General features: G+C 33.2%; 21 protein-coding genes and 1 riboswitch. Of the genes, 4 read left to right on the plus strand and 17 right to left on the minus strand.

Translation table 11 applies throughout. The features are described from left to right. Positions 1-5 precede the first annotated feature (5 nt). A complete protein-coding gene (locus tag ACFXN8_RS10190; protein WP_323647118.1) occupies positions 6-836 on the minus strand; it encodes a lipoate--protein ligase family protein in 831 nt (276 codons plus the stop codon). A 564-nt stretch (positions 837-1,400) separates the two neighbouring features. On the opposite strand from ACFXN8_RS10190, the gene ACFXN8_RS10195 reads away from it, so the two are divergent. Both ACFXN8_RS10195 and ACFXN8_RS10200 read left to right on the plus strand, forming a co-directional pair. Continuing rightward, positions 1,401-1,784 (plus strand): rhodanese-like domain-containing protein, encoded by a 384-nt coding sequence (locus ACFXN8_RS10195; protein WP_376074129.1) that lies wholly within the window; start codon positions 1,401-1,403, stop codon positions 1,782-1,784. 560 nt (positions 1,785-2,344) lie between these two features. Next, positions 2,345-2,421: riboswitch (glycine riboswitch) on the plus strand. Positions 2,422-2,583: 162 nt separating this feature from the next. After that, positions 2,584-3,936, plus strand: coding sequence for an amino acid permease (locus ACFXN8_RS10200; RefSeq protein ID WP_376074072.1), 1,353 nt, complete (start codon positions 2,584-2,586; stop codon positions 3,934-3,936). Between the two features lie 192 nt (positions 3,937-4,128). Here ACFXN8_RS10200 and ACFXN8_RS10205 read toward each other — a convergent pair whose 3' ends face one another. The 11 genes from ACFXN8_RS10205 to ACFXN8_RS10255 all read right to left on the minus strand — a co-directional run bounded on the left by ACFXN8_RS10205 (position 4,129) and on the right by ACFXN8_RS10255 (position 17,394). Beyond that, positions 4,129-5,100, minus strand: a complete 972-nt coding sequence (locus ACFXN8_RS10205; protein ID WP_376074071.1) for a glutaminase — start codon at positions 5,098-5,100, stop codon at positions 4,129-4,131. Positions 5,101-5,458: 358 nt separating this feature from the next. Further along, complete coding sequence (locus tag ACFXN8_RS10210; RefSeq protein WP_386844796.1) at positions 5,459-8,329, minus strand: hypothetical protein; 2,871 nt, start codon at positions 8,327-8,329, stop codon at positions 5,459-5,461. 638 nt (positions 8,330-8,967) lie between these two features. After that, entirely contained in the window at positions 8,968-10,266 is a 1,299-nt protein-coding gene (locus ACFXN8_RS10215) for a serine hydrolase domain-containing protein (RefSeq protein WP_376074063.1), read from the minus strand. 28 nt (positions 10,267-10,294) lie between these two features. Beyond that, positions 10,295-10,987: an endonuclease V gene (locus tag ACFXN8_RS10220; protein WP_376074062.1), complete on the minus strand. Its 693-nt coding sequence runs from the start codon at positions 10,985-10,987 to the stop codon at positions 10,295-10,297. Between the two features lie 182 nt (positions 10,988-11,169). Continuing rightward, the gene (locus tag ACFXN8_RS10225) at positions 11,170-13,506 is read right to left on the minus strand and encodes an ATP-binding protein (RefSeq protein ID WP_386844799.1); all 2,337 of its coding nucleotides are present in this window, start codon (positions 13,504-13,506) and stop codon (positions 11,170-11,172) included. Beyond that, a complete protein-coding gene (gene comX / locus ACFXN8_RS10230) occupies positions 13,497-13,658 on the minus strand; it encodes a competence pheromone ComX (RefSeq protein ID WP_376074060.1) in 162 nt (53 codons plus the stop codon). The genes ACFXN8_RS10225 and comX overlap by 10 nt, the downstream gene beginning before the upstream one ends. A 341-nt stretch (positions 13,659-13,999) precedes the next feature. Then, entirely contained in the window at positions 14,000-14,647 is a 648-nt protein-coding gene (locus ACFXN8_RS10235; RefSeq protein ID WP_386844801.1) for an SMI1/KNR4 family protein, read from the minus strand. Between the two features lie 204 nt (positions 14,648-14,851). Beyond that, positions 14,852-15,421: a suppressor of fused domain protein gene (locus ACFXN8_RS10240; RefSeq protein WP_386844803.1), complete on the minus strand. Its 570-nt coding sequence runs from the start codon at positions 15,419-15,421 to the stop codon at positions 14,852-14,854. 59 nt (positions 15,422-15,480) lie between these two features. Continuing rightward, the gene (locus ACFXN8_RS10245; protein WP_386844805.1) at positions 15,481-16,215 is read right to left on the minus strand and encodes a DUF4261 domain-containing protein; all 735 of its coding nucleotides are present in this window, start codon (positions 16,213-16,215) and stop codon (positions 15,481-15,483) included. Between the two features lie 292 nt (positions 16,216-16,507). Then, complete coding sequence (locus ACFXN8_RS10250; protein ID WP_386844807.1) at positions 16,508-16,909, minus strand: hypothetical protein; 402 nt, start codon at positions 16,907-16,909, stop codon at positions 16,508-16,510. Positions 16,910-16,968: 59 nt separating this feature from the next. Further along, positions 16,969-17,394, minus strand: a complete 426-nt coding sequence (locus tag ACFXN8_RS10255) for a hypothetical protein (protein WP_386844809.1) — start codon at positions 17,392-17,394, stop codon at positions 16,969-16,971. Positions 17,395-17,727: 333 nt separating this feature from the next. Here ACFXN8_RS10255 and ACFXN8_RS10260 point away from each other — a divergent pair, with 333 nt between their 5' ends. Together ACFXN8_RS10260 and ACFXN8_RS10265 are read left to right on the plus strand one after the other, a co-directional pair. Next, a complete protein-coding gene (locus ACFXN8_RS10260; RefSeq protein WP_386844811.1) occupies positions 17,728-18,960 on the plus strand; it encodes a DUF418 domain-containing protein in 1,233 nt (410 codons plus the stop codon). Between the two features lie 192 nt (positions 18,961-19,152). Continuing rightward, positions 19,153-19,854: a YwqG family protein gene (locus tag ACFXN8_RS10265; protein ID WP_386844813.1), complete on the plus strand. Its 702-nt coding sequence runs from the start codon at positions 19,153-19,155 to the stop codon at positions 19,852-19,854. 442 nt (positions 19,855-20,296) lie between these two features. On the opposite strand, the gene ACFXN8_RS10270 is transcribed toward ACFXN8_RS10265, so the two are convergent. From ACFXN8_RS10270 to ACFXN8_RS10290, 5 genes are all read right to left on the minus strand, one after another. Further along, positions 20,297-20,974 (minus strand): hypothetical protein, encoded by a 678-nt coding sequence (locus tag ACFXN8_RS10270; protein ID WP_386844815.1) that lies wholly within the window; start codon positions 20,972-20,974, stop codon positions 20,297-20,299. Between the two features lie 309 nt (positions 20,975-21,283). Then, positions 21,284-21,706: a hypothetical protein gene (locus ACFXN8_RS10275; RefSeq protein ID WP_386844817.1), complete on the minus strand. Its 423-nt coding sequence runs from the start codon at positions 21,704-21,706 to the stop codon at positions 21,284-21,286. 197 nt (positions 21,707-21,903) lie between these two features. Then, positions 21,904-22,413 (minus strand): hypothetical protein, encoded by a 510-nt coding sequence (locus ACFXN8_RS10280; RefSeq protein WP_386844819.1) that lies wholly within the window; start codon positions 22,411-22,413, stop codon positions 21,904-21,906. Positions 22,414-22,892: 479 nt separating this feature from the next. Continuing rightward, the gene (locus tag ACFXN8_RS10285) at positions 22,893-23,363 is read right to left on the minus strand and encodes an SMI1/KNR4 family protein (RefSeq protein WP_386844821.1); all 471 of its coding nucleotides are present in this window, start codon (positions 23,361-23,363) and stop codon (positions 22,893-22,895) included. A gap of 781 nt (positions 23,364-24,144) precedes the next feature. Then, positions 24,145-25,011 (minus strand): hypothetical protein, encoded by an 867-nt coding sequence (locus ACFXN8_RS10290; RefSeq protein ID WP_386844823.1) that lies wholly within the window; start codon positions 25,009-25,011, stop codon positions 24,145-24,147. Positions 25,012-25,568: the final 557 nt, after the last annotated feature.

Raw genomic sequence — 25,568 nt, forward strand, 5'->3', positions numbered from 1 at the left:
TCTTGTTATTTTTTGAAGTTCCAATCATCACATGCATATTTTTTTTCTTCAAGTGCATGCACATATTCTAATTGCTCCTCAGAAAGTGTAAATGGTTTTAAATCAATTTGCAACGATTTTGCAAAACCATCTCTAAAAGCTGTCACACATTGTTCAATAGTCACGGGTTCTTTAACAAGGTTATTGATAGCAACCGCTTTCTCAGGCATCTTTCTACGCATACGTGCCTTCGCCTCTTCACTTGAAAAATTGAAAACAGACAATAATTTCTCTTGATCTAAATCTAGTAAAATGGCTCCGTGCTGTAAAATAACACCTTTTTGACGAGTTTGTGCACTACCTGCTACTTTTTTACCTTCTACTACAAGCTCATACCAGCTTGGCGCATCAAAGCAAACTGCACTTTTAGGTTTCTTTAAATCCGCTCTTTGTTCTTCGGTATTAGGCACACTAAAATAAGCATCCATACCTAGATTATGAAAACCTTGCAATATCCCTTCACTTAACACTCTATATGCCTCTGTCACTGATTCAGGCATATCTGGATAGCTTTCTGAAACAATGACGCTATATGTCAACTCATGTTCATGTAAAACGGCTCTACCACCTGTTGGTCGACGAACAAAGCCTAAACCTTGTTCTTGCACAGCCTCGAAATTAATATCTCTTTTCGCCTGCTGAAAATAGCCAATCGAAAGTGTTGCTGGCTCCCACTCATAAAAACGAATGACTGGTGGAATTAAACCTTCACTATGCCAATCAAGTAATGCCTCATCTAAAGCCATATTAAAAGAAGGGCTACATTTCCCTGAATTTAGAAAATACCAAGTTGTCATATTTTCATCTCCTACAAATATTTAATTGAACATTAGCTAACGTGTACAAAAATAAGTCTCATCACCATAACGTGGGGTTGATTTCCGTTCCGGCTGGGCGCTTTCCTGGGGGCGTCGGGCCAACAGATGTTTTTTGTGCGAAAGGGTAGTGCTAACGTAGCGACAGCGACATGAGGTTGGTCACGAAGGCGTTATCACAGGATGTGATGCTTTTACCCTTCGTTCCTCTATCGCTGATCCCCAAGGAGTCGCCCTGCCTTCACTCCAATCAACCTATATATGGCATACGTTTTAACAAATGTCATCCTTCTCTAGATGATGAGCAAAAAACAATACTTCTCAAAATTTTGACACTCTGCGTTTAGTTCTATTCTTTATTGAATTAATCATCCACCCAAGTCTATGAATGTAGTGGAATGATTCTGTGACCTTTCACTAATAACATCCATAAATAAAGATAGATTAATTCTAGCCACAATCTAATTAATTTTATCAAACTCATTGGACTATCGCTAGCGCATCTTTTATAATAATAAAGAAGATAGAAAGGGGTAAGAAATTTTGTTGAACATACTTATCACAATCGGTGTAATTTTAGTAGTCGTAATTGCATATATCGGCATCAATGCCCTACGACTAAAAAAGGCCGTAACAAACCTAACACAAGAACAATTTATTGAAGGCTATCGTAAAGCACAGCTTATCGATGTACGTGAGCAAAAAGAATTTGATGCAGGCCACATTCTAGGCGCACGAAATGTTCCTTCAACAACTCTACGTCAACGTCACAAAGAAATTCGCCCAGATTTACCAGTATATTTATACTGTCAAAATACAGGCCGTAGCTCACGTGCTGCTTTATTTCTTAAAAAACGTGGCTACAACCAAATTTACCAACTTCAAGGTGGCTTCCGTACTTGGACAGGTAAAATAAAGACAAAAAAATAATAGTAAAAAATCGTTAAGGCATTAGTGACTACTATATATAAATTTACTCACGGAAACTAAGTAAATTAATATATCTCTACTTCACTTTGTTTAACACAAAGAGAAACCATCTCAAATGACTATGAGATGGTTTCTTTTTTGCAAAAAATTCTGAGTTTCTACTATATTATATTTATTGTTTAACGTCTGACAACTTATTTCTTGCTCTCCAAGTTCTTGATCATACATGGGACAGAAAAAAGTAGAACGAGAGGCAATATACTGCCCACACCACATTCACTTTCCATTACCAAAATTCTAACCGTATCCCTCACTCGTTCCTCGCCTCTTTTACCCCTTTATACCAAACATTAAATATTATCCATATTTTAACGTATGTCTAAAAATACTATTTTTCGTAAAGTTTTTACCTAGACGAACTCCAATCTTCTTTTTTTTCGATACTGACTGAAATTTATCCTTGAATAATTATGGTAGCACTGATAGGATGTATAATATCTTAAAACAATGTCATTAAGACATACAATACAAGCTATGAATGCTATGGATAAAACTATAGCAGGAGCAGTTCTGGAGAGAGCGCATTTTGCGTCGCCGAAGGGTTCACTATCTCAGGCAAAAGGACAGAGGAGTAATATCAACTTTCATCATGAAAGCTATACCACACGAATGTTTTCTTTTTTTGCATACAACATTCGCAATCGGTATTTGTTATTCTGTCGTTTACGGGACTAGTGTCACTACTAGTCTCTTTTTTATTTCCAGTCATAGTTTTTACGTATCTTTGAGGGGGAGCAACGTGGAACAACAACAACAATTAAAACGTGATTTAAAAAATCGCCATGTGCAGCTCATTGCCATTGGCGGAACAATCGGTACAGGTTTATTTTTAGGCTCCGGTAAAGCCATTGCTTTAGCTGGACCTTCCATCATCTTTGCCTATCTAATTGTCGGAACCGCCTTATTTTTCGTCATGCGGGCGTTAGGCGAACTGTTATTATCAAATGCTGGCTATACATCATTTACTGATTTTGCATCCGAATACATAGGACCTTGGGCAGGTTACATCACCGGCTGGACATACTGGTTCTGCTGGATTATGACCGCTATGGCAGATATTATTGCTGTCGGCGTTTATGTACAATATTGGTTTGATATACCACAATGGGTGCCTGCAATTGGCTGTTTAGTACTGTTATTAATGTTGAATTTATTAACTGTAAAACTATTTGGCGAACTAGAATTTTGGTTTGCACTTATAAAAGTCATAACAATTGTGGCACTGATTGTGATTGGACTATTCATGTTATTTACAGGTTTTCAAACAAGCTCTGGCACAGTTTCTGTTGAAAATCTTTGGGCACATGGCGGGTTATTCCCGAATGGCCTTCACGGATTCCTAATGGCATTCCAAATGGTTGTTTTCGCTTTTGTTGGTGTCGAGTTAGTAGGGGTTTCTGCTGCGGAAACAGCCAATCCTAAAAAAAATATTCCTTCTGCCATTAACAAAATTCCATTACGCATTTTATTATTCTACGTAGGGGCATTATTTGTTATTTTATGCATTAATCCTTGGAATGAAATGTCTGCCTCTAGTAGTCCATTTGTACAAGTATTTACACTAGCTGGTATTCCAATTGCTGCGGGTATTATTAATTTTGTCGTTCTAACATCTGCAGCTTCAGCTGGTAATAGTGGTTTATTTTCTACAAGCCGCATGCTTTTTAATCTTGGAAACAACAAACAAGCTTCACCAACGTTTGCAAAGCTCAATAAAAACAGTGTACCAAGTAACGCACTTGTTGTGTCTGCAATTGTTGTATCCGTTGGTGCATTACTAAGTAAATTAATGCCTGAAAACGCCTTTAGTGTTGTTACAACAATTAGTGCCATTTGCTTTATCTGGGTGTGGAGTATTATATTAATCTCTCATATCATCTATAAACGTAAAAATCGTGCACTTCATGAAGCATCAATTTTCAAGGCACCTTTCACTCCGTTCGTGAACTATTTAGTACTTGTCTTCTTTGCATTTTTATTAGTAGTAATGTTCATTTCAGAGGCAACACGTACCGCATTACTATTGACACCAATTTGGTTTATTTTGCTGCTGATTATTTATAAGATGAAAAGAAAGAAAGCAATACGCTAAGTTGTATCGCCCTGGATAGTGACACTTTAAGCAAAGTGAAGCTATTCAGGGCTTTTTTATAGCAAATGAACGGTATAATCCTTGGCGGATGTATAGAAATCCGCTGAAAAAAGTAAAAAAGATGACTCCATTTACTGAAGTCATCTTTCATTTGATTGAATCCGTGACATCCGCCACACCCGCTGAATGAAGTTAAAAAATATTCATATTCCACTCGGTAGCGATATACTTAAGTAAATTCACTCCGGCTACGCTATTCCCGATGTCATCAATTGCTGGTCCGTATATGCCAATACCGCATCCTACAGGAAAAGGTGAGTCTAAGCCTGCATGACTTGGCACAGCCACCAAAATCGCTCCGGAAACGCCACTTTTAGCGGGTAACCCGATAAATGCAGCAAATTTACCAGAAGCATTATACATACCGCAAGTAACCATCAATGCCTTTGCTAATTTTGCTACTTGCTTAGGAAAAAGCTGTGTTTTTGTTAGAGGATGATAACCATCATTGGCGATTACTAAACCAATCATCGCTAAATCCGAAACATTTACTTCAATTGCACATTGTTTCAAGTAAACCTCCAATGCCTCCTCTACAGAACAGTCTAAAAAGCCAGAATCCATTAAATAATAGGCTAATGAACGATTTCGATTTGCAGTTTGCCACTCAGATTGATAAACCTCATCATTAACCTTTAATTTCTTACCAACCATTTGTTCTAAAAAAGAAAGGATTTTTGACACCTTCTCTTGCGGTGAATTTCCGGAAAGCATAGACGATACTGTAATAGCTCCTGCATTAATCATTGGATTAAAAGGTTTTCCAGGCTGATGGCTTTCAAGACGAATGATGGAATTAAAGGTATCACCTGTAGGTTCAACATCTACTCGCTCTAGAACATAGGGTAACCCCCGATCCATACACGCTAAAATAAATGTAACGACCTTTGAAACACTTTGCAGAGTAAATAGTTCCGTTGTATCTCCGGCTTTCATTTCGTCATTATTAGTACCGATAATCGAAATTGCTAATTGATTTGGATCTTTTTCAGCTAAAGCAGGAATATAACTTGCGCATTGTCCCTCTTTAGCAAAAGGACGAAACTGTTCCACCCATTCTGCCGCAAGTTGATTATTATTATGATTGTTATGTTCTGTCGGCATTTTGTAATCTCCTTTCAAAAAATGGCATCTTACGCCATAGCTCGTCTTTAAGTACACTTTACTAAAAAAAATGAATAATAGGCAAAAACAGAGCCTCCATAGTTTACCCTACAAAGACTCTATTTGGTATATTTTTATCAATTATGCCTCGGCATAATTGCGTCCGGAGACGTGACGTCATCCAACTTTTGACCTTTATCGGAACACTTTCTCGTTTTATCACCCAACTTTTGAATTTTATCGATAAACTTTCTCGTTTTATCACCCAACTTTTAATTTTTATTGACATCCTCATGCATGGCGCGCACATTAAAACCCCGAATAATTTCGTTATTCGGGGTTTGGCTTTTAAACGATTTTATAAATCGTTTGCATACATTTTCTTATATAAAATTTCTAATTTTTTCGAGAGCTTACCATAGGCAGTTTGCCAAGTTTTACGAGCTGCTTCATTATCTTCTGTCGCAGGTACATAAAGAGCATGTACATCGGCTACTTTTTTCAAGTCACTCTCGGCTTGTGTTAGTTTAGAATAATTTTTCACGACGCTCTTTTCCGAAGAACTAAGGCCATCATATGCTGTTCGGATTTCTTTTACTTTCGTTTCCAAGTCATCAATATATTCACCATTTACAATCAGTGAATTAATGGATTCAACTAATTTCAAAGCACTTTCATTAGACTGTTGTTGACCTTGATCTTTATCAATAATGGATTGTCGTATTTCTGGACTAATTAAACTCATTTGTTTTGAAGTTAGCTTATTAAAAGCTTTAATAACAGTTGTTGGGTTACTAGTAAATGATTTTTCATACGTCTTCATAAATGATTCTACTTTTTTCACATCGGAAACCGCTGTTGTTAAGATCGACGCATTCGTAATACGTTTTTTATCACTAGAGCTTAGCTTTTTATATTGAGTTGAAAGCTCATTAATCTTTTCTATTGATACTGTATACGAATCATTATCATTTGAGACCATTTTTGCAATTTCATTATTTAATGTTGTGATATCTGGTGCATTACCGTTTTCTAGACGATTATTGAGCAAATCTTCATATTGCTGTTTGGCTAAATGCTGTTGATTTGCTGGCAGCTTAGCATATGCAGTTTGTACGGTTTGAATTTTTTTCGCTTGTTTCGCTGCATCGGTTTCTTCTCGGGCAGTTTGCACTTTTTTATGGAATGACTTAACACCAGAAAGATCTTTACTCGCAGCTGTTAATAAATAATAGTTTGTGACGTACTTTCGTCCACCGGAAGATAGGTTTTTATATTTTGTCGTTGCTGCATTTACAGCACTTTCGAATTGTGCAAATGTATATTTCGTTACATTAGCAAGCTTCTCAACTTCGGCTTTCAAAGCCAATGCAGCAGCTTTATCAGCAGGTTCCTTACCATTTAAATCAACTGTAATAGTCGGTGTATTTAATAAAAAATCGTTAGCATTATAAACAAGCGATTGTTGTAAACTAGTTAACTTATTGTAAGCTTTCAATACATTCGTGTAGTTCGTTTTTAACTTACTCTCAGCTACCCCCGGCGTTTCTGAAAGCTTTTGATAAGCGTCCATGTCCTTAATGATTTTTTCAGCTGCTTTAAAATCCTTTTGTAAAGTTACCAAGCTATCATATCCGACAACTTTAGCCGCTGAATTTTTCGTTAAACCCTTATATTCATTAATAATACGGTTTACATTACTGACATGTCCTTGCCAAGAATCTTTTGATGGATCTATAGGGTAACTGTCATCCACATCGCCCACATAACTGTCAATCTCTCTATTTAAGTTGTCTATTTGATTGTTTTCTGCGTTTTCAGCTTTAAGTAATGTATTCATATATTTTTCTGGTACAAGCTTAAGTTGTTTATAAGTTAACTTTTCAAAAGCCGTACGTATAGATTTTGCTGTAGTCACCTGTTTGCTAGTTGAATCTTTTTCTGACAACTTATCGAAAAGTTTAATAAATTGTTCGATTTTTTTAATATCCGACTTAGCATCACTTAAAATCGATTGATTTTGAACAGTCGCTCGGTAATTTTGAGATAATTTCGCTATATCCTTTTCAATTGTTTCTACTGCTGATTTTAAAGATTCGATGCTAGTAGGTACATACGTAACAAATGAACTTTTATAGTCTAATAGTGCAACAATCTCTTGATTTAGTCTTCTAACTTCTTTAAAATCTTCGATATCTGTAGGATCTTTCAAAATGTCTTTAATGCTATTGTATAAGGCATCGTTTAGATCTAAGCTACGTTGTAATAAATCAAACTTATCATAGGCCTCTTCAATTTCTTTTAAATATTTTGACAGATCTTTTTCATTCACTTCATTAACTTTATCTACTTTCTCATTTAACTTGCTTATTAAATCTACATCTGCAGTCGCTCTCTTTAATACATCATAATTTTTCACATTCGCCTTTGCTGCAGCAGATAGTCCCTGATATTTACTTTCTAATTCCGTTACTTTTGCCTTAAAAGATTCTAAACTTGTTACATTATATTTGTTGTCATTTATTAATAAAGTTTTAATTTCTTCAATCATTGAATCGGATGGTTCATTAGATATTGTTATCACATCAGACTCAACAGATTCTACCAAAGAAGTTCCTACCTTTGCCTGTACTTTGACCATTATATCTGTAATGCCATCTGTTAAAGCATTATTAGGAATTCTGTATGTGTCCTTAGTAGCTCCATCAATTATTGTGAAGGATTCACCAACTTTATAAAACCATTGATAGCTGTATGTAATTTGATTGCTTTGTAATTTTGCCCCAGCATCATCGGTTACAATTGCTCCTCCTACTTGTACTGATTCACCAGGTACTGCATAATTTGAACTACTATCTATTCTTGGCTTAGTTATTGAAAGTTTTAGTTCATTAATCGAACAGGGTTCACTCTTATACTTATCGCCATTTGTTGTAGTCGCTTCCACGAAAACTGCTTTGCCTGCTGCTTCTACTGGTACTGTAAATGACGCTGTTGTGGCACCAGAGATTGGTTTATTCGTTGAATCATTAGAGCCATCTACATAGTACCATTGATAACCTTTAACAATTGAGTTTGCTGGTAAGTTTTCGATAGAAGCTTTTAATGTTTCATTTACTGTATTTTTCCCTGTAACTGTAACTGTATCAGCTCCTGCCGCTCCTGCAACTGTTGGTACAAATAGAGCTGCTGGAATAGCTGCAGCTGTGAAAAGTAATTTTTTATTCAAATTTCCATACCTCCTCTATCATCTATTGAATTATATCGGCTACTTTTTTAATAATTCTCTTCATTTTATAGATTAATTCTAAAAAGTGTATTTCCTCCTATTTCAATACAAAAAATAATAATATTTTGATTTTATCTTAATTTTTATACTACCTAAGTTTTTCAGTTCATATTTTTATTCAGCAAATGTCATTTATTTTAGCAAATTTTATATTTTTAGTCCCTTTAGTATAAAAACAAGCTCCTATGCGACAAGCAATAGACATCTTCAAACAAAAAGACTAGGGATTCTGGGATTTTGAAAAATGTGATTTATGAAACTGATTCAAATAACTAACCTGAACAAGGCATTTACGGAGCAAATTATATGTTTCTAGTTTCAGGAAATATATCATAATACAACTGTTTATTAGGATATTAACAAGAAAATAAGGGGATTGGTGGTACTACGGAGGATCTTTATAAACCTTTAGAGTGGCTACGTAAAATACGCAAACCAAGCAGAACTTTACAATGATGTTGAAAAGTATCTTCGTGCTCACGCTAAGCGCATTTAATGAATAAAATCAAAGAGGCATCTCAACTAATGATTTGGGATGCCTCTTTCTAAGTTTCAAAATATAATATTGATGCTCCATTCTATTGCTTATAAAGCATATAAGTTTTTTCATAACAATCGACGTAATGCACACGCTCTACTTCGCCTGATATTGAATAAAAAAATATCAATCGTTCATAAATCATCTCGGTTAAAAAAGCTGTTTTCGTAGAGTCATGACTAAATGGTATAAGCTTAAATTTATATAAAGCTCCATACATCTTAGGGACTGTTAGATAAAGTTCTTTATTTTTAATAGTAATGGTAAGTACTTTGTCTTCATTTTCTATTACATATTGTCCGACGATAGATTCTCTCTTTGTGAATGCTATCGGAACTCTAGGTGCCGGTGAAGATACATTTTTATCAAAAACGATTTTTGCAATCTCTCTACTTAAATGCATGACAGGTGAAACATTCATATTGCTTAAAAAGATAATCGTAACTTGGTCATCTACAAATCTAAGAAAATCACTTGAAAAACCGCTAATATCACCAAAATGATGCACACATTTTTTCTCCATTAATTCAGAGACCATCCAACCACACGCATAAGACCCAAGATTTGGAGTCAACATTTTCTCTGTTAATTCCTTATGAAGGATTTCGGAAGATTTTAAGGCCTGATCCCAAATAAATAGGTCCTCTGTTGTCGAATATAAACCATAGGAACCTAATGGAAATGACAAATCGGCATACGCTGCATGAATTGGCTCTTCCCAAAATGAATAGCCAGATGCTAAACCTGGAATCACCTTTACTCCATCATCACAGCCTGTATGATACATACCTAATGGATGGCATATATGCCGCTGTATGTAATCTGCATAAGACATGTCTGAAACTTTTTCAATAATGGCTGTTAACAACGCATACGCTGAATTTGAATAGCCAAATTTACTACCAGGTTGAAACTCTAATGCCCTACCTTTAAAGGAATCAATTAGCTGATCTAACGTTGATGGCAATCTCATTGTATGAAACCAAAAATCAGAAAAATTTGTATAATTAGGTATCCCAGAACTATTAGTTAAGCAATTATAAATTGTTATTTGTTGACCATTCGGATAATCATGTAGATATTTTCCTACGTAATCGTCTATATTCAATTTTTGCTTCTCATGCAATTGAAGTATAGCCATAGCTGTAAATGCTTTCGTGAGTGACCCTATACGAAATTTTGTTGTTGGCACATTTGGAACGCTATGCTCCCAATTCGCCATACCAAATCCTCTGTTTAAAAGAATATTCTCATTAGATGCAATTAAAATAGTACCATTCAAATAACCGTTTCGATTATAAGAATCTACCCAATTATTTAATCGTTCCTTTATTGGCATGTGAGTTTCTCCTTACTAGAATGATTTATCATACTTTATATTGATGGATTTTCCTTGCCTGATGAGTTGCCAAATCCGCATATCTTGTAGGGATTGGTAAACGGCTATCTTTTTCAATAAAATACATCGTTATATTAGTAGCCGTATCTAAATCAATCTCGTTACCACATGAAACAAATATCGGTTTAACATCCTTTCTACTTCTTAAAGCACGACCATATACTACCTCATCAATCACAATATCAGTAAACGCCCCAGCTATATTTTCTGGCATTATAAAATCTGTGTTCTCTATTTTATAATAAGTTTTGGCAACACCAATTGTCGGTTTTTCCAAGAAGAATGAGGCATGTGTAGCAATGCCCATATGACGACTATGCAAATAACCATTTCCATCAAACATATAAAGGTCTGGATTCGTTCTCAACTTTTTTACAGCCTCTAATACAAGAGGCAATTCACGAAAGGCTAAAAACCCAGAAATATATGGAATGGTAATTTCATTTATGTACTCAATTTGTTCAACGATCTTTTTGGAATTAAAATCAATAACTTGAATGCAACAAGCTCCATATTCTTTATTATTTTCAACCCAATAGGCAATATCTACTCCTGCAACGAGTTTAATTTGATTAGCTGAAAAATTGTTTTGTAGGGAAATACGCTTCCTTAATTCATTTTGTTGCGATGTATAATTTAGGATCATTTCTTCCATTTCCATGAAGATATCTTCTCCTCTATATATAAATATACTATCATGATACATAAATAACGGTATTTATCAAGGGATATATTGTAATCCAACACAAAAACCTCCAATCCATACACGTACTGTGAATTTTGCACAATACGAAAAGATTAGGAGGTACGAAAATAGCTCATGTCTTTCTTTCTATTCATCTATTATCCTCTACTAGGAGTTGGCCTTTTATGATACGTATCGTAGTCATAGGAATGAGTAAAATTCCTTTCAATTACTTTAATTCGAATGGACATTCCTTCTCCTACATTGGTGTTGATAGAAAACTGACCATGAAAGGCCTGTACCCTATCTTGCATTCCCCTGATGCCCATTGACTCAGCAAGAATGATGTCATCCATTTCACATCCCACACCATCATCAGAATAAATAATTTCAAAGCCCTCTTCTGTTTCTAACAGATGAATTTCGACAGTGTTGGCATACGAATGTTTTAACGCATTGTTTAACAACTCTTGGAAGAGCCGATAAATCATCAAGTTTAAACGCTCATCCTCTAAATATAGACGATCAATTGTGTAAATTAAAACAAAATCAGCACGCTTATGAACTTTTTGAATAAGCTTCTCAAGCGCAGCATTTAAGCCTAATGTATCTAATAATGGCGGCTTTAAATTTTCACAGTAGCCTCTTAAATCATTTAAAGATGTAATCATGTGTTCATGAATCTTAGTAAGACCCGATTGAATATCCGTCTTTTTCTTCGCATGGATAAATACATCCATCTCTCTAGCAATATGGAGCTGCTCTTGTAAAACGGTATCATGAAGCTCTTGAGCTAATTGGTATTTTTCTTTTTCAAATCGTAGCCAAAGTAGCTTATTGAGCCACGGTAACTGACTTTTATCAGCCTCTTTCATATGCTTTAACTGTTCTAATAGATCTTCCACCATTTTCGTATTTTCTATAAAATTATTTACATATAAAAGCAATAATTCAAGCCATAATAATTCCTCATCCTTTAGATAAATAGATTTATTATGGTCTACGACTAATATTCTTTTATAATTTACATCTTGGTGGATAAAAGCAATATAAAAATGCTCTGTCTTCTTTATATCTCCCAATCGGAGTTGCTCAAGCTGTATTTCGTTCAATTGATTTTGAGTAAATTCTTTTGATGTGCTTGTGGAAGTAACTTGATGTCTTTGCAAATCGTAGGTTAATACGGAAACATGTTTAATCTCAAGGTGTAAAGCAATTTCTTGAACAAATCTCTCAAGCAAGTCTTCAATCTTTACGACCCTTCCAATACTATCAACTGTCGTATACAATCGATGAATATAATCCCCTTTTGTTGAAAAAAGAATTTTTCGCTTATGATAATCTATTTTCTCTTTAATATAGAAAAGTGCGATTAAAGAAAAGAACGTAAAAAAGAAAATTTTCGCCATGCTTGAAATAGATAAATCAGTTAGCCAATAAAGACCCATTAACAGCCAAATTGTAAAAACAAATGAAAAATTAAAATAATGACGTAAACGGGTAATAAAGTACTCCATATCAAATATACGTTCAGTAAGCTGTGTACATATAAAGCTGTATGGTATGAATATCAAGAATAAGGAAGCTATATCGGCCGAGAGTATTTGTTTATTGAAAAATATTTTTGGCAGCGCATATAGGAACAGAAATGGTAGAAACGGGATGATGATACTACTCAATAAGATTTTTAACTGTGGTGTTTTAAATTTAAAGTAACTTATTCCCAATATACCTAGAATTACAATTAGCAAAGTGAAAAATATACATAAAGTTAAACTAGAGAATATAGGATTGGTAAAAGGATATAATATACTACAAATACTTAAAAAAACAGCAATCAAAGGAAGTATATAAAATATTTTAATATTGTTAATAAATATCCATTTTAAATTCAAAAACAAAAAGTATTTCTTTAGAAAGTGAATTAATAGGACTAGGCACAATAGCATACTACTTCGGTTTACAATAGTACCGATATTATCCAATCTACCTGACACTCCTATACTAACATAAGCCAATGAGACAGTTAGAATAAAAAATATAAGTAAATTCAATAAAGGATTATCTTTTTGTTTAAAATATAAATATAGAGAAATTATTAGCGTTAAAAAATAGTAACAAGTTGGTGCTATTAGAACATAATAAAATTGTTGGGGAATATCTTGTGGCTTTATGTGTACATAAATTAAGTTACCATTGGGTTTCTTTATCGTTAAGTCATTGGCTGCTCGTAATACGAAGTCATACTTTATATTAGAAATATTATTGATCTCTGTTCCATCTACATTTAAAATAATATCTCCGGCTTCAATTTGTTGTTTAGTAGCCCAATCTCTGTAATATGAATCTACCACTAACCATTCTCCATTTTCTTCCTTAACCTCAATATTTATAAAAGACTTGCTATAAGTTACATAAAGTAAATAAAAACCAATTATTAAATAAATACTTATTACAAGCAAAAACCACTTACTTTTAATATTACTTAGTACCAAAGGCGAAGATCTACACGCAGCAGCTCTACATCAAAAGATTCTAGAATTGCCTTTTGTTCAAGTTCTGTAACGCCAAATAGAGAAGCTTTTTTTTCTTTTAACAAAGTTACCAAAGACGGATTTTGCTCCAAATATTGAATCATGTTAATCATAAAATCTCCTCATTTCATTAGTTTTTTTAGTTACACTTTCTGGAATACTCATCATATTGAGTTTTAACTTCACGTTACCAATTACCTCCAAGGAATTAATAACCAAAAATGTAACTATACCTCCATTATACTATCGTTTTACTTTTAATCAACAATATTTTCTATAATTCGCTAAATAAACAATAGATTACGTAGCACTTTCACACAATGTACCAATTTTTTAAATATTTATCTTTAACACTATTTTAAACTTCCATACCTAAATATCATTTCTAAATTTAAAATAAAAAAGCGTATTCCTTCTACTCTTTAAAAGTCGAAACACGCCAATGTTTTATAATTTATCTTTTAAAAGAAACTACTTTTAGTACTTGTCCAATTTCCCCCAATGATTCGATTTGCCATATAGCTTGATAGTAAGGGTATTCATTAACAAGTTCACAAGGAAGTGTTTTAGAACATTTTAGTAAATCAAAAGCAGATATCTTTAAGTGCAAAACATTTTTTATTTTGACTAAATCTTTTAATCCGCCAATGGGTAAAGCTGTTAACACAATGCTACAAGTTTCAATAGGGTTATCTAACTCCCCTTCCTCTAACTCACTAACACAACCGCTATCTATCCAACTGTTAAAGTCTACGGCAATAATAGTTGCATTTTGTGGATTCATATCTCCGCAATCCAAGACGTATATCTTACTCTCTTCATCATTTAGTTCCATTAAAAAGACATTGCCGCCACCATCATCGCCAATAGCAACGTAACCTTTTGCATACTCATTTACTTCCCAAGTTTCGTTTCGCTCTATAAGATCCTCAGTACCATAAATCAACACACCACCAGCAATGGAAAAGCCATTAGTGTTTTTTAGTAAGCTTCTATATGTAACAGGTAGTCTAATATTCATTTTATCTTCTAGACTACGAATTTCATTCTCACTTGCTGGGGCATTTTTAATTAAATCAGAAATATTATTTAAATTAAACATTGTTGTTCACCACCTTGTAATCTATACCTACTGGATTACTATTCACTTCTCAAAATTCAATTAATATTTTTGAAAAATCAATGCTATCGTTTCTGTTCCTAATCTGTCTGGTAAATTTCAGCTTCTTTTAGATTCATATATTTATTTACCTTTTTTATGTATATATTAAGTCTATTAATCTATTTAGCGGGCAGACACTCCCTATTAAACCACCGAAGCTCTTCTAACGTTAAATGGATCCACGTTCCCTTCTTCTAACATATCCTCAAATTTCTCTGCTCCATGTTTTGCAAAATAATCATATTCGGACTGCGAAATAAAAAATGCTAACAGCAGTTTTCCATCCTTTTCGTTAGAGTCTGTAAGGACCGTACTATATTCTTCCGGAAAAGCATACAGCTCAGTAAAATAGACAGCACTTTTATTATATTTATATACAAAAGCAGCATCAATGTTCTCTATTCCACTTATCGCTAAGCCTCTCCCTATATGCATTTGATTTTGGACACAGTAAAATAACGTATTTGCAAGAATATAGCCCGAACTATTAAACGCTCCATCAACTACCATAGAAATCTCAATATAATCGCCCGTTATTTCGGTAAATTTACTCAAACCAAGTGTGGTATAAACCAAACATTCTTCAAAGACATTTTCATACTTCAAAATTTGGATACTTGGCATTTTTTCACTATATTTATACACCTCCCGATCGATTGGCTTTCCTAAAAATTTAGTGTAATGATCGAAGTAAAGAGTTCCATAGTTAATCATCTAATTTCTCCTTTAGTTCCTTCTAAACTATAATCTAATTAATTTACTTACCAATAATTCTATTCAAATTTATGTGCCAAAGCCCATACCCCATATTTATTATAAAATAAGTGATCTTCTGGAATATGCCTACAGTCACTGTATCTTAAAACAAAAATTGGGTGTTCTTCAGCTAAACTAAATGTAGAACCGTCCTCTAAATATGGCTTTTCAATTAGATTGTATAAGCAAAAAATTTGCATGAGCTCTTGAGCATATTCTATCGATACCTGATTTTTAAAAGTAATAACATCTGGTAACCCAAAACAATGCATGCCACATGTATAATAGAAATCATCCTCTTCAGCTACAGTAACAAAAGCTTTAAAAGTTTCTGGTATTTCTTTTTTGCTATTTATTATTGACCAGCTTTCAGGAGTTGTCGCAGTACCAGAAACTTCAACTTTAACTCCCAATCCCCCTGCTTTTAAAAGCACATTAGAAACTTCTATTAATTTAATAAGATTATCAATAGTCCCACCATTACCAATTAAATAGGCTGTAAGAAAATGATTTTGTATTTCATTCAATTGTTCTTTTGTAAATGCATTACCTCCAGCTATTTCAAAAGCTTCTGCTAAATTTTCATCATGACCATAGATTTCTATTTCATAATTCATATTGAGGTTATCTAGTTTAACAATACGATTTCCAATCAATACAAACTCATCACTACTTCTTATTATCATTTCGATCATTTCACTTTTGTTCTTCCATTTGCCAGGTATACATAAAATAATTTGTGGTTCTTCCATATAGATCTCCTTTGTTGAAATTTAGTGAGATATTCGCTATTTCTTGTTTCTTTGCAATGAATTTAAAAATATTTCACTCTCATATTTTTCTGCTAAATCGAGTACAAAGAAATTTTTCACAAATTCATTAGAATAAGTCATATTAAAAATAATATCAGTTTCTAATAAAGGCTTTACTATATCAATATTTCCTTGTTACCGCTATGAATAAACGGTTTGTATTTGGTCAATGTAATAATTTAACGAGCTCTATTTATTAATACTATGATTTTTCTTTACTCAATGTAACTATTCAAATCTTATAAAATTCTTCTACCGAAATGACTTCCATAGACGTACAATAAAATTCAATAAATTCGAATCCATCATTTTCACCATATCCACTATCATCATGTACATGATAACGCTGGCTGCTCACCAAACCTTGCTCTTTCATATCATGAACAATTAAGTCCCTAGACAGTGGAAAAGTTGTTGCTTTTCTTATTGTTAAATCGTCAACATGATGATATCTAATCCTTATTTTGAAAGGTTCTTTTGTTTCTATAAAGGTAATATGAAAGGTAAGATCCAGTGTTCCAACATAATTATCTTCAACATCATTTTCAACATTATATTCAATCTTTACGATTCTCTCGTAAACCCAAGCACCATCTAATCTCTGTTTAATTAGTTCTTTGTTTTTTAAATGCACTATGCTCTAACCTTCTTTTCATTTAGTCTAAGGTATAACCAAAACCAATCAAGCTCCTATTATCTGTGCTTTTTTGCAACCTCACTATCTGGTTTTATTTTCAAGACTTTTTCAGCCAGCATTTTAGCCTCTTGATCATTTAATAATTTATCAGGTATAGCATTAAAAAATAATAAAAATTCTTTAAGCTCTACATCATCTCCATCCCAGTCGATTGCCTTTTTAGCGTGATAAAATGCTGCCTGATAAGCCCCCTCTAAATGACATAATGGGTGAGATAAAATAATTGAAGCTATATAGTGAAGGAAAGCTGTTTCCCTACATTTTAATAAATCTAAAACAAAAGAATAATATATAATACTTTCTGATTTATAACACAACTCCAATATATAATCCTCAAATTCATCTTTAGTCAAACCATCCACTAAAGCTTTCGCTTCTATAAATTTTAACGAAAGAATGCAGTTTTCTAACCTAATTTTCATTGTAGTTTCACCTCTTATAAAGCTGAATCATTGTCTACATAAAATTTCCTTAATTTATCTTCCATATATATTCCAGGAATATCTAACTTAACATATCCTTTCATTATGATACACTCTTTTTCCTACTTCCTTCTCTCTGCTAATTCCGATAATTAATAGTTCATGCATAAAAAAGAATGAATTTCTTCTACAGAAATATTTCACAAAAAAATTACGATACCTTAGTTTTCCTTATAAAATCCTGATAATTATCATTTAAAGTTTCATTAACAAAGTTTTTTCAACTATAGCCAGTTGTTGAAAGAACAAAATAACAATCGAAAGGATGATTATATGAAGCAAAAGCTCTTACCCATATCTGCAAAAGAGCGGATTGAAACACTCGATGTATTAAGGGGGTTCGCATTATTAGGAATCATATTAGCCAATATTGTTTGGTTCCTTTACCCCGTCTATATGCAGGAAGATTTAAGTTTTAAAAATGAATGGACTTCTTTTTGGAATGACGCCGATTATACAGTTAAAACTATTCTTACTATGTTTGTCGATGGAAAATTTGTCATGCTCTTTTCCATGCTATTCGGTTTTGGCATGGTCATCATGCAGGAAAGAGCTGCCGCAAAGCAACTAAATTTTTGGGGAATTTATTCTAGACGACTTATTGCGTTATTTATTTTCGGTTGTATCCATGCCTATTTCATTTGGTTTGGAGATATTTTAACAGACTATGCAATTTTAGGATTATTACTCCTTCTCATGCATAAGTTAAAACCCAACGCTATGTTAATCATTAGCTTAACTTTATATAGCTTACTTTTGGGATCATTAACGTTTGGAGCTCTATCTTCCGATTCTACTACGACAATGTCAATGCCTATGTCAGAGGAAAGTCGTCAGCTCATGCAAGTTACGATCGATGCTCATCAAAATGGAAATATTCAAGAATTAATGGATGCTAATTTTATAGAAAGAACTTTTTATACAATGCGTAATGGGCTATATATTCTTTTTCTAGGCAACCCTATATTTTATTTATTTTCAAATCTTCCGTACTTACTAATGTTCTTATTCGGAGCAGCTGTTGCGAAGAAAAAATGGCTTCATCGTTTTGAAGAATACCGAAAAGGATTTTTCATTACGTGGTTACTAACATTGATTTTTGGTGGGACATTAGGCTGGATCTTACCTTTCTTTTCAGAAAATTTTTCTGCTGTCCAATATATTAGTTCGCCACTCCTAACAATCTTTTATGCCATTAGCTTAATCTTTATTTATCAAACGGTGAAAGGGAAGAAAATTTTACAGTGGTTAGCGTTCCCAGGAAGAATGGCATTCACAAACTATATCGGCCAATCTATTATATGTACATTTTTATTTGGACCATTTGCATTCGGCGTATACGGAAAATTGCACTTAACGACAGCTATCATCATTGCCATTGTCATTTTTGTTTTCCAAGTGATTTTTAGTAAGCTTTGGTTATCCAAATTCCGCTTTGGGCCGTTAGAATATGTTTGGAGGTCATTCACTTATTTAGGTATTAATAAGGAATCTAAAAATGCATAGCTTATGTGCTTGCGAGTTCTCGATAAAATTTAGGATTCTTTTTGATAAAATGAACTACGGGGCTGCCAGTTGACAGCCTCCCTGTTCCATCAAGCCTGTCTTTTTATTTCACTCAATGGGAATTAACAGGAATTTTCATAGTTTGTATATTTTGAAAGATCATTTATTGCAACAAGAAAGGATTGATAAAAAATGAAGCAATCATTAAAACAGACGATAGCTTTACAAGCCGTAGAGGAGTCAGTTACTTATACGGATAGTAAATTAGGCGGACAACCTTATTGTAAGTTAGGTGATAGCTTTCCTGTACATAGTAGTGGCACACCTTATATGTTTTTGGCACAGCTTAATTTTTCTCAGCTACCTTCGCTTAAAGATTATCCACAGCAAGGGCTTCTACAGTTTTTTGTGTTGGCAGATGAGGATTATGGTGTTTACGAGGATGGTTATTATTGTCGCTATTATGCGGACTTTGAGCCCTCTCATGATTTAGAGCCTTTTTCTGACGAGGAAATGGAGTATGAGCTATGTGAACCAATTATCTTTGGTGGCCCTTATGCATTTACAGCAACATTACGAGAAGAGTTAGTACCGTACACAGATCCTCGCTCCGTTCATTATGACTTACCAATGGAGAACCCTGCATATTCAAAGTATTTTGATCAAACAGATGGTAGTGGCACGAAAATAGGTGGCTATGCATTTATGTATAAAAATAGTTTTGATGAGAATAATGGCAAGGCTGAGCTGCTGTTTCAATTAGATATGGAGGGTGATGCACAAAAGACATATGCCATGATAGCAGACTCTGGCACATTGCAATTTTTTATAGAGCGAGATTCTCTAATCGCAAAGGATTTTTCTAAACTTTATTATTATCTTTACAGTTTGTAATAGAAATCGTATAACTAAGGCAGTGGCAACTTCTCGTGTAAATATGCCTCAATCGAAAGAGTCAAATAGCGCCCACCTAGTTATATATCCATTGCCTCCTGCGTATTCCAACACTTCTCTTATTCTATCGCAATCCAAATACCAAAAATATACATTTTATCACTTTCTTAAATAACGAATCAACCAAACTATTCGAATCTTCAACATTAGCATAAAGCAAGCGTATGATTTCCACCCGCTAGTTCCGTTGATTCGGGTTATATACTTACTCTCCGAATGATAGTGTGGTGTTCACGAAATACATGAATTAAACCAGTTCCATTTCTAACAAAAAAACCATGTAGAAAAGAAAGTTTATTCTTCTCTACATGGAGTATTGGAATCCCATCGCACTGCATCCGACAATTACAATTTCTAGAATTATAACCTTATTTCCCTATTTTCACCTGTCTCTGATTTCACTGTTTATTTTTTTTTTCTTTCTAGAGGTATACAATAGATCTTCAACAACTTTTAGATTTTTTTTCAATTGTTTCGAGTAAATAAGTACATCTCCATTTACATACTCAAATCTAAATGTCCTTGTGGATAAAATTCTTATTTTTTCTTCAAAGAAACCATCTCTAATAATAGTATGAGCAGTCAAATTGTCATTATAAGAATATCTGTCAACCATAAACGTTTCTTTGTTCCTATCATCGTCCCTTTTGTAGAATAATATTTTTTCTATCACAGATCCTTCATATATTATACAATGTACTTGGCTTAAAACCATTTCACCAGCCCTATTACTACGAAATCTAAGACAGATTTTCTTTTCAGTTTCATTTATTATGAAAGAACTCCCCCACCCCTTATTTTCAGCGTCATAAGAAAAATACAGTTCATTGTTTTTCAACTTATTCACTACAATTCCTTCCTTAGATTTCGGTTCCTTTTTATAAATTTTTGGTTTTGGTAATTGATCTAATTCATATTGATATGGGTATATTTCTAGATAAGAATTGCTCCAAATAATCGTTTCATTTTCAACGTCTTCAACTTGATGATGCAACACATTGTATGAGGAACGATATTCCTCGAATATTTTTACAATCATCTCGTAATCTTTTTCTATCATCTTGTACACTTCCCTAAATTTTCAGTTGTTCTTGTTTAAGTGGGTTTCTCCTATCACGTCCCATTTTAGGGTTTCAAATGTGATAATGAAAGCCTAATTCTCTCCTCAAGTTCAGATCCCACATGGGCCTGAAAATAATGCTCACTTGCATTCCAAAAAAACCACCTGATTCAAAACCATGAGGAGAAAAATTCGAGAAACAACCATATTCCTCATTTACTTTATAAAAATAAATTTCCATAATATAGCCCTCAAAAAAATCTAAAGGTATAATTAACCACTAGTAAAAACTCTTCTTTAACCAATAACCTAGCCTTCTAAACTTTTTAACCACCTAATATAGTAGCTGAACTGTTCTTCGATTTTTACAAACCTCAAATCATTGTCAAATTCAAATATGTCAACTATATCTTTTAATCTAGCTGGTTCTCCAAATTTTATTTTATATGCTAAATGTCCCGTACCCATCGATAGTTGCATTTGAGATGGATAAACATTTAACGCAGCCCCATTACACATAATCTGTATATGTTTATCCTCTAGATGTTGTCGCAGGCTTTGAAGTGCTAGGAAAAAGTTTTCATGTTTGAAACTTATTGTGTCACCTAATATTAATAGTTCTATTAAAACCATTTCTTCATCATCTGGACATTCCTCATATAGTTTCAAAATACTATCAAATATTTTTCCGTCATTCATAGCAAGTTTTATAGTTTTACTTTCATAAGTCAAAATATCACCTTCCAAATAGTAGATTAGGAATCCCCCAAGGATTTATGTCACTCTTTTAATATAGGCTTGAATTTTATTACAAGTATAACATTTATTTCAGAAAAAACTTTACCGCTTATCTACCTGGAGATTTTTAGGGGGTATTTTTTCTGAATTCATCACTTTCTTTCGAACTTTCACAAAAGAGTTGACTATACTCAATAAACATTTGAATCAGAACGAGGCTCGATCTTCCTATTACCTATCTCATTAATTGAGCTTAAAATCAGATCATATCCATAAACTGTTTCATTATTCTCATCTGTTAACTGAACCCCTTTTAAATGAACCTTGTAGATACCGTTAGGAACACCAGTTTTTTTCCACCCAAGATAATTTTCCCAATCCCAAAATACAGCCATATCCGCAACATACAGGTCTCCTGTTATATTTAAAAAATAATATTTATCACTGAACATAACTTTCCTCATTTTTTCTTCAGGCGTCTCATTAATAAATATACGCACTAAATATGCCCCATCGTCGATACCCATAATCGGTAAAGCGATTCCTTTATCCAGCACAATATCACCTTTATCAGTATTCGTAAATTCATGTAGTATATTTTCTCCATCATTGATTTCCCTATCAAAAATAGTTAAAATACCTGGATAATCAAATAGAACAATCCCATTGAAATCAACATCTACTAGTATAGATTTAACCATCCCATTCCCCTCCTGAGTTATCCTTACTTTTATTTTTATACCGTCAGACTTATTTTTAATGAGCTTCCTTAGGTGTAACATCCTCAGCAAGTACTTCTCCCGTTTTAGGAATCCGCAAATCACCTTTAATATGAGACACCGAAACCAAGTTTTCACTCGTAACTTCAAACAATTCTTCTGCATTAGCATTCCATGGTCCTTGTATCTTACCTATATCATTTTTTAACTTAATTAGGAGTAAAATTAAAGGGCTTCATTTAAATTTCTAGGACAAACTACTATCAACTAGTGGGCAACAAGAAAAGTAAAAACACCTAGAATTTAATAAGTCTAGGTGTTTTTATGAATCAGATTACTTTCAATTTTCAACCAAACATTTTACACAGGAAAAGTTACTTATTTTCAATCTGTTAATATATAATAAAGGTTACTATTTCAAATCAATTAATCAACTTTAAAAAGAGCCCATTTGAGCAAAACTACTCTTCCCTGTATTCTTCGAGCATTTCAAGAAACTCGAATAAATTGTCAGCAATATCAATGTGTGTATATGGCAATTCAGCTTCTTCATCCGGCTCATCAAAAAAACATGCACAAACTGTAGGTTCTTTGAAATTAAAATCCAAATATAGAATGTTACCTGATCCATCTTCCCCAAACGGAATATGTAAGTTATCCCCCAAAACATTCTGCTTTATCATAAAAAGTACATTTTCAGAAATAGAACTTTCGGTTTCTTTTGCCAATAGTGGATATAAAAAGCTGATATTAAATACTTCTTCATCTTCGTCATAGATAGTATTTTCTTCTGGTGCTCCACCGTTTGAAAATTTATAAAATTCGATATAAGAATCTGGTAACTTTTTTTCTATAGTTTTTTCTAACTTACCAAAATCATCCTCTAATACTGGCCGTTTATTATATCTACTAATGAATTTTATTTTTCTCATAATTTCCTCCTAGTGACATAGTCCAGCTTTCTTTATCTTTTTCTATATTTTTGAATTTTTTTTGCGCTCCATTAGGTATAGCCCTTTGATTCTCCCAATCTCTTGACTAAGAACTTTGTACTGCATTGATGCTGTCTAATGTTCTTGCTCTGAGCGAGAAGCTATGATTTATGACGCATTTCCCATTTCATTACGAACTACATCGATTTTTGCACCTACCTAATCTACTCGTAATCCAGTGGTCATTCTGCCACTCCAATTATTTGTCCAGATGAGTCTCGCTCTAGTTTTACGATCACATTCTCATTGGCAGTCTATTATTCACCTTCATTTTGTTTCGGAAAATCTCTTAATGTGCAATGAAGAGTACCCCTTATATGTCTTTATCACAAGTGATGCATCATGCCCAACAAAAATATAATAATCTCTTTCGCCTTACGAATTAATCTCTTCATAAAGACCTGGACCATTGCGAAAAATTGGAGCAAACTTATTATCAAGATTGACAGGGTGAAACAATCGCCTCTTCTATATTCTTTTCTGATATAATTAGATGTTCTGACATAATATCAAATACTGATTATTTCAATGTCAGTATTGATTTCTTGCTTGATCGAACAAACAGACAAGATAGTAATGTTGAAAATAGTAAAATACAAAAATAAGTTAGATTTTAACGAAATTGCAGAGAATTGCAATTAAGTAAAGTTACAATTCTCCGCATTTTTATTTTGCAATTAACAACTAGAGGCGAAGTATTCCTATCACTTCTGATAATTCGTTAGATTAAAGGGCGATATATATCTTTCCAGTAAGGAATCATCTCTTCTGAAAAAATATAAATAAAATCATTAGAAGATAGGTTTCCTAAATTATCTAATGCTATTCCAAACTTGAAATATATTTTATAGTTTCTGTTTATAAAATACTCTTCATTTTTTAAACTATCCAATTTAGATCCGAGCTTTGATACCAATTTATTATCAATAAAAAATTCCTCTTTACAATTAAAAGCTAGTTGAATTAACTGTCCTTTTTCATTATACATCGCTTGACTATTCGCCCTGTTTTCTGTAGTTATACCCTTTTTATTATTCTTGCTTATTTTTAAAGGAATTCCCAATATTTTTTCAATTCCACTCGGTTGCATGCCGAATTTTAATGATCCTACAGATTGATACGGAGTAATTTCATATTTAAAGTTTTTTTGCTGATCTTCAAGACTTCTAAATTGAAAACCTACTTTTATTTCTTTCTCGTAAATATTTTTTTGGTTATCTGCATAAATTGTTAATTGAATTCCATCATCAGGAAAATCTAAGCCATAAATCAACATGTTGTACTGAGGAAATATATAACATCCATCAACAATATACGGATTTTCTTTGAATAAAAATTGCTTTGATTCATTCATTAAATCAATTTTTTGTGTATTCAAGAAAAAACTCTTAGGATTATTTACAGAAATACTTACTAAAACATCATCTACAAAATGAAATATAAAATCATCTTGATATTGAAATAATTCTTTTCCATTGACACTTTTCGTATCCAATTCACCTATGATATTGTGTAAGTCTGAAGATGTCATAGATAGCTCTACTTCGTTTATTCCTATTTTAGGTAATATTTTCAACTCTCTTCTCATATCTTCTACCTCATCTACAATTTGTTATCTAGAAAATCTTTTTATTCTGCATTGGTTATAGATACATTGCCTCCTGCGTATTCCAATACTTCTCTTATTCTATCGCAATCCAAAGACCAAAAATACCCATTTCCACACTTACTCTCCGAATGATGTTGTGGTGTTCACGAAATACCTGAATTAAAGTAGTTCCATTTCTAACAAAAAACCATGTAGAAAAGAAAGTTTATTCTTCTCTACATGGAGTATTGGAATCCCATCGCACTGCATCCGATAATTACAATTTCTAGAATTATAACCTTATTTCCCTATTTTCGTTTCGCATTACCTGTCTCTGATTTCACTGTTTATTTTTTTTTTGCCTTTCTAGAGGTATACAATAGATCTTCAACAACTTTTAGATTTTTTTTCAATTGTTTCGAGTAAATAAGTACATCTCCATTTACATACTCAAATCTAAAATAATATGGTACCTGTAGTTAGGACACTTGAAAAAGAGTGTGCTAACTGCGGGTATTTTTTATATACTAGACTTTCAAGATTAAAGGACGAACTAG

It is taken from the genome of Lysinibacillus sp. NPDC059133 (assembly GCF_042755925.1).
Classification (GTDB): domain Bacteria; phylum Bacillota; class Bacilli; order Bacillales_A; family Planococcaceae; genus Lysinibacillus.

Bases quoted from the DNA above. Each gene is read 5' to 3' on its own strand.
- ACFXN8_RS10290 (WP_386844823.1), bottom strand. From the start codon at position 25,011: ATGAGAAGAGAGTTGAAAATATTACCTAAAATAGGAATAAACGAAGTA.
- ACFXN8_RS10280 (WP_386844819.1), bottom strand. From the start codon at position 22,413: ATGGTTAAATCTATACTAGTAGATGTTGATTTCAATGGGATTGTTCTA.
- ACFXN8_RS10205 (WP_376074071.1), bottom strand. From the start codon at position 5,100: ATGCCGACAGAACATAACAATCATAATAATAATCAACTTGCGGCAGAA.
- ACFXN8_RS10245 (WP_386844805.1), bottom strand. From the start codon at position 16,215: ATGGAAGAACCACAAATTATTTTATGTATACCTGGCAAATGGAAGAAC.
- ACFXN8_RS10285 (WP_386844821.1), bottom strand. From the start codon at position 23,363: ATGAGAAAAATAAAATTCATTAGTAGATATAATAAACGGCCAGTATTA.
- ACFXN8_RS10240 (WP_386844803.1), bottom strand. From the start codon at position 15,421: ATGATTAACTATGGAACTCTTTACTTCGATCATTACACTAAATTTTTA.
- comX (WP_376074060.1), bottom strand. From the start codon at position 13,658: ATGATTAACATGATTCAATATTTGGAGCAAAATCCGTCTTTGGTAACT.
- ACFXN8_RS10255 (WP_386844809.1), bottom strand. From the start codon at position 17,394: ATGAAAATTAGGTTAGAAAACTGCATTCTTTCGTTAAAATTTATAGAA.
- ACFXN8_RS10190 (WP_323647118.1), bottom strand. From the start codon at position 836: ATGACAACTTGGTATTTTCTAAATTCAGGGAAATGTAGCCCTTCTTTT.
- ACFXN8_RS10235 (WP_386844801.1), bottom strand. From the start codon at position 14,647: ATGTTTAATTTAAATAATATTTCTGATTTAATTAAAAATGCCCCAGCA.
- ACFXN8_RS10260 (WP_386844811.1), top strand. From the start codon at position 17,728: ATGAAGCAAAAGCTCTTACCCATATCTGCAAAAGAGCGGATTGAAACA.
- ACFXN8_RS10265 (WP_386844813.1), top strand. From the start codon at position 19,153: ATGAAGCAATCATTAAAACAGACGATAGCTTTACAAGCCGTAGAGGAG.
- ACFXN8_RS10270 (WP_386844815.1), bottom strand. From the start codon at position 20,974: ATGATAGAAAAAGATTACGAGATGATTGTAAAAATATTCGAGGAATAT.
- ACFXN8_RS10220 (WP_376074062.1), bottom strand. From the start codon at position 10,987: ATGGAAATGGAAGAAATGATCCTAAATTATACATCGCAACAAAATGAA.
- ACFXN8_RS10215 (WP_376074063.1), bottom strand. From the start codon at position 10,266: ATGCCAATAAAGGAACGATTAAATAATTGGGTAGATTCTTATAATCGA.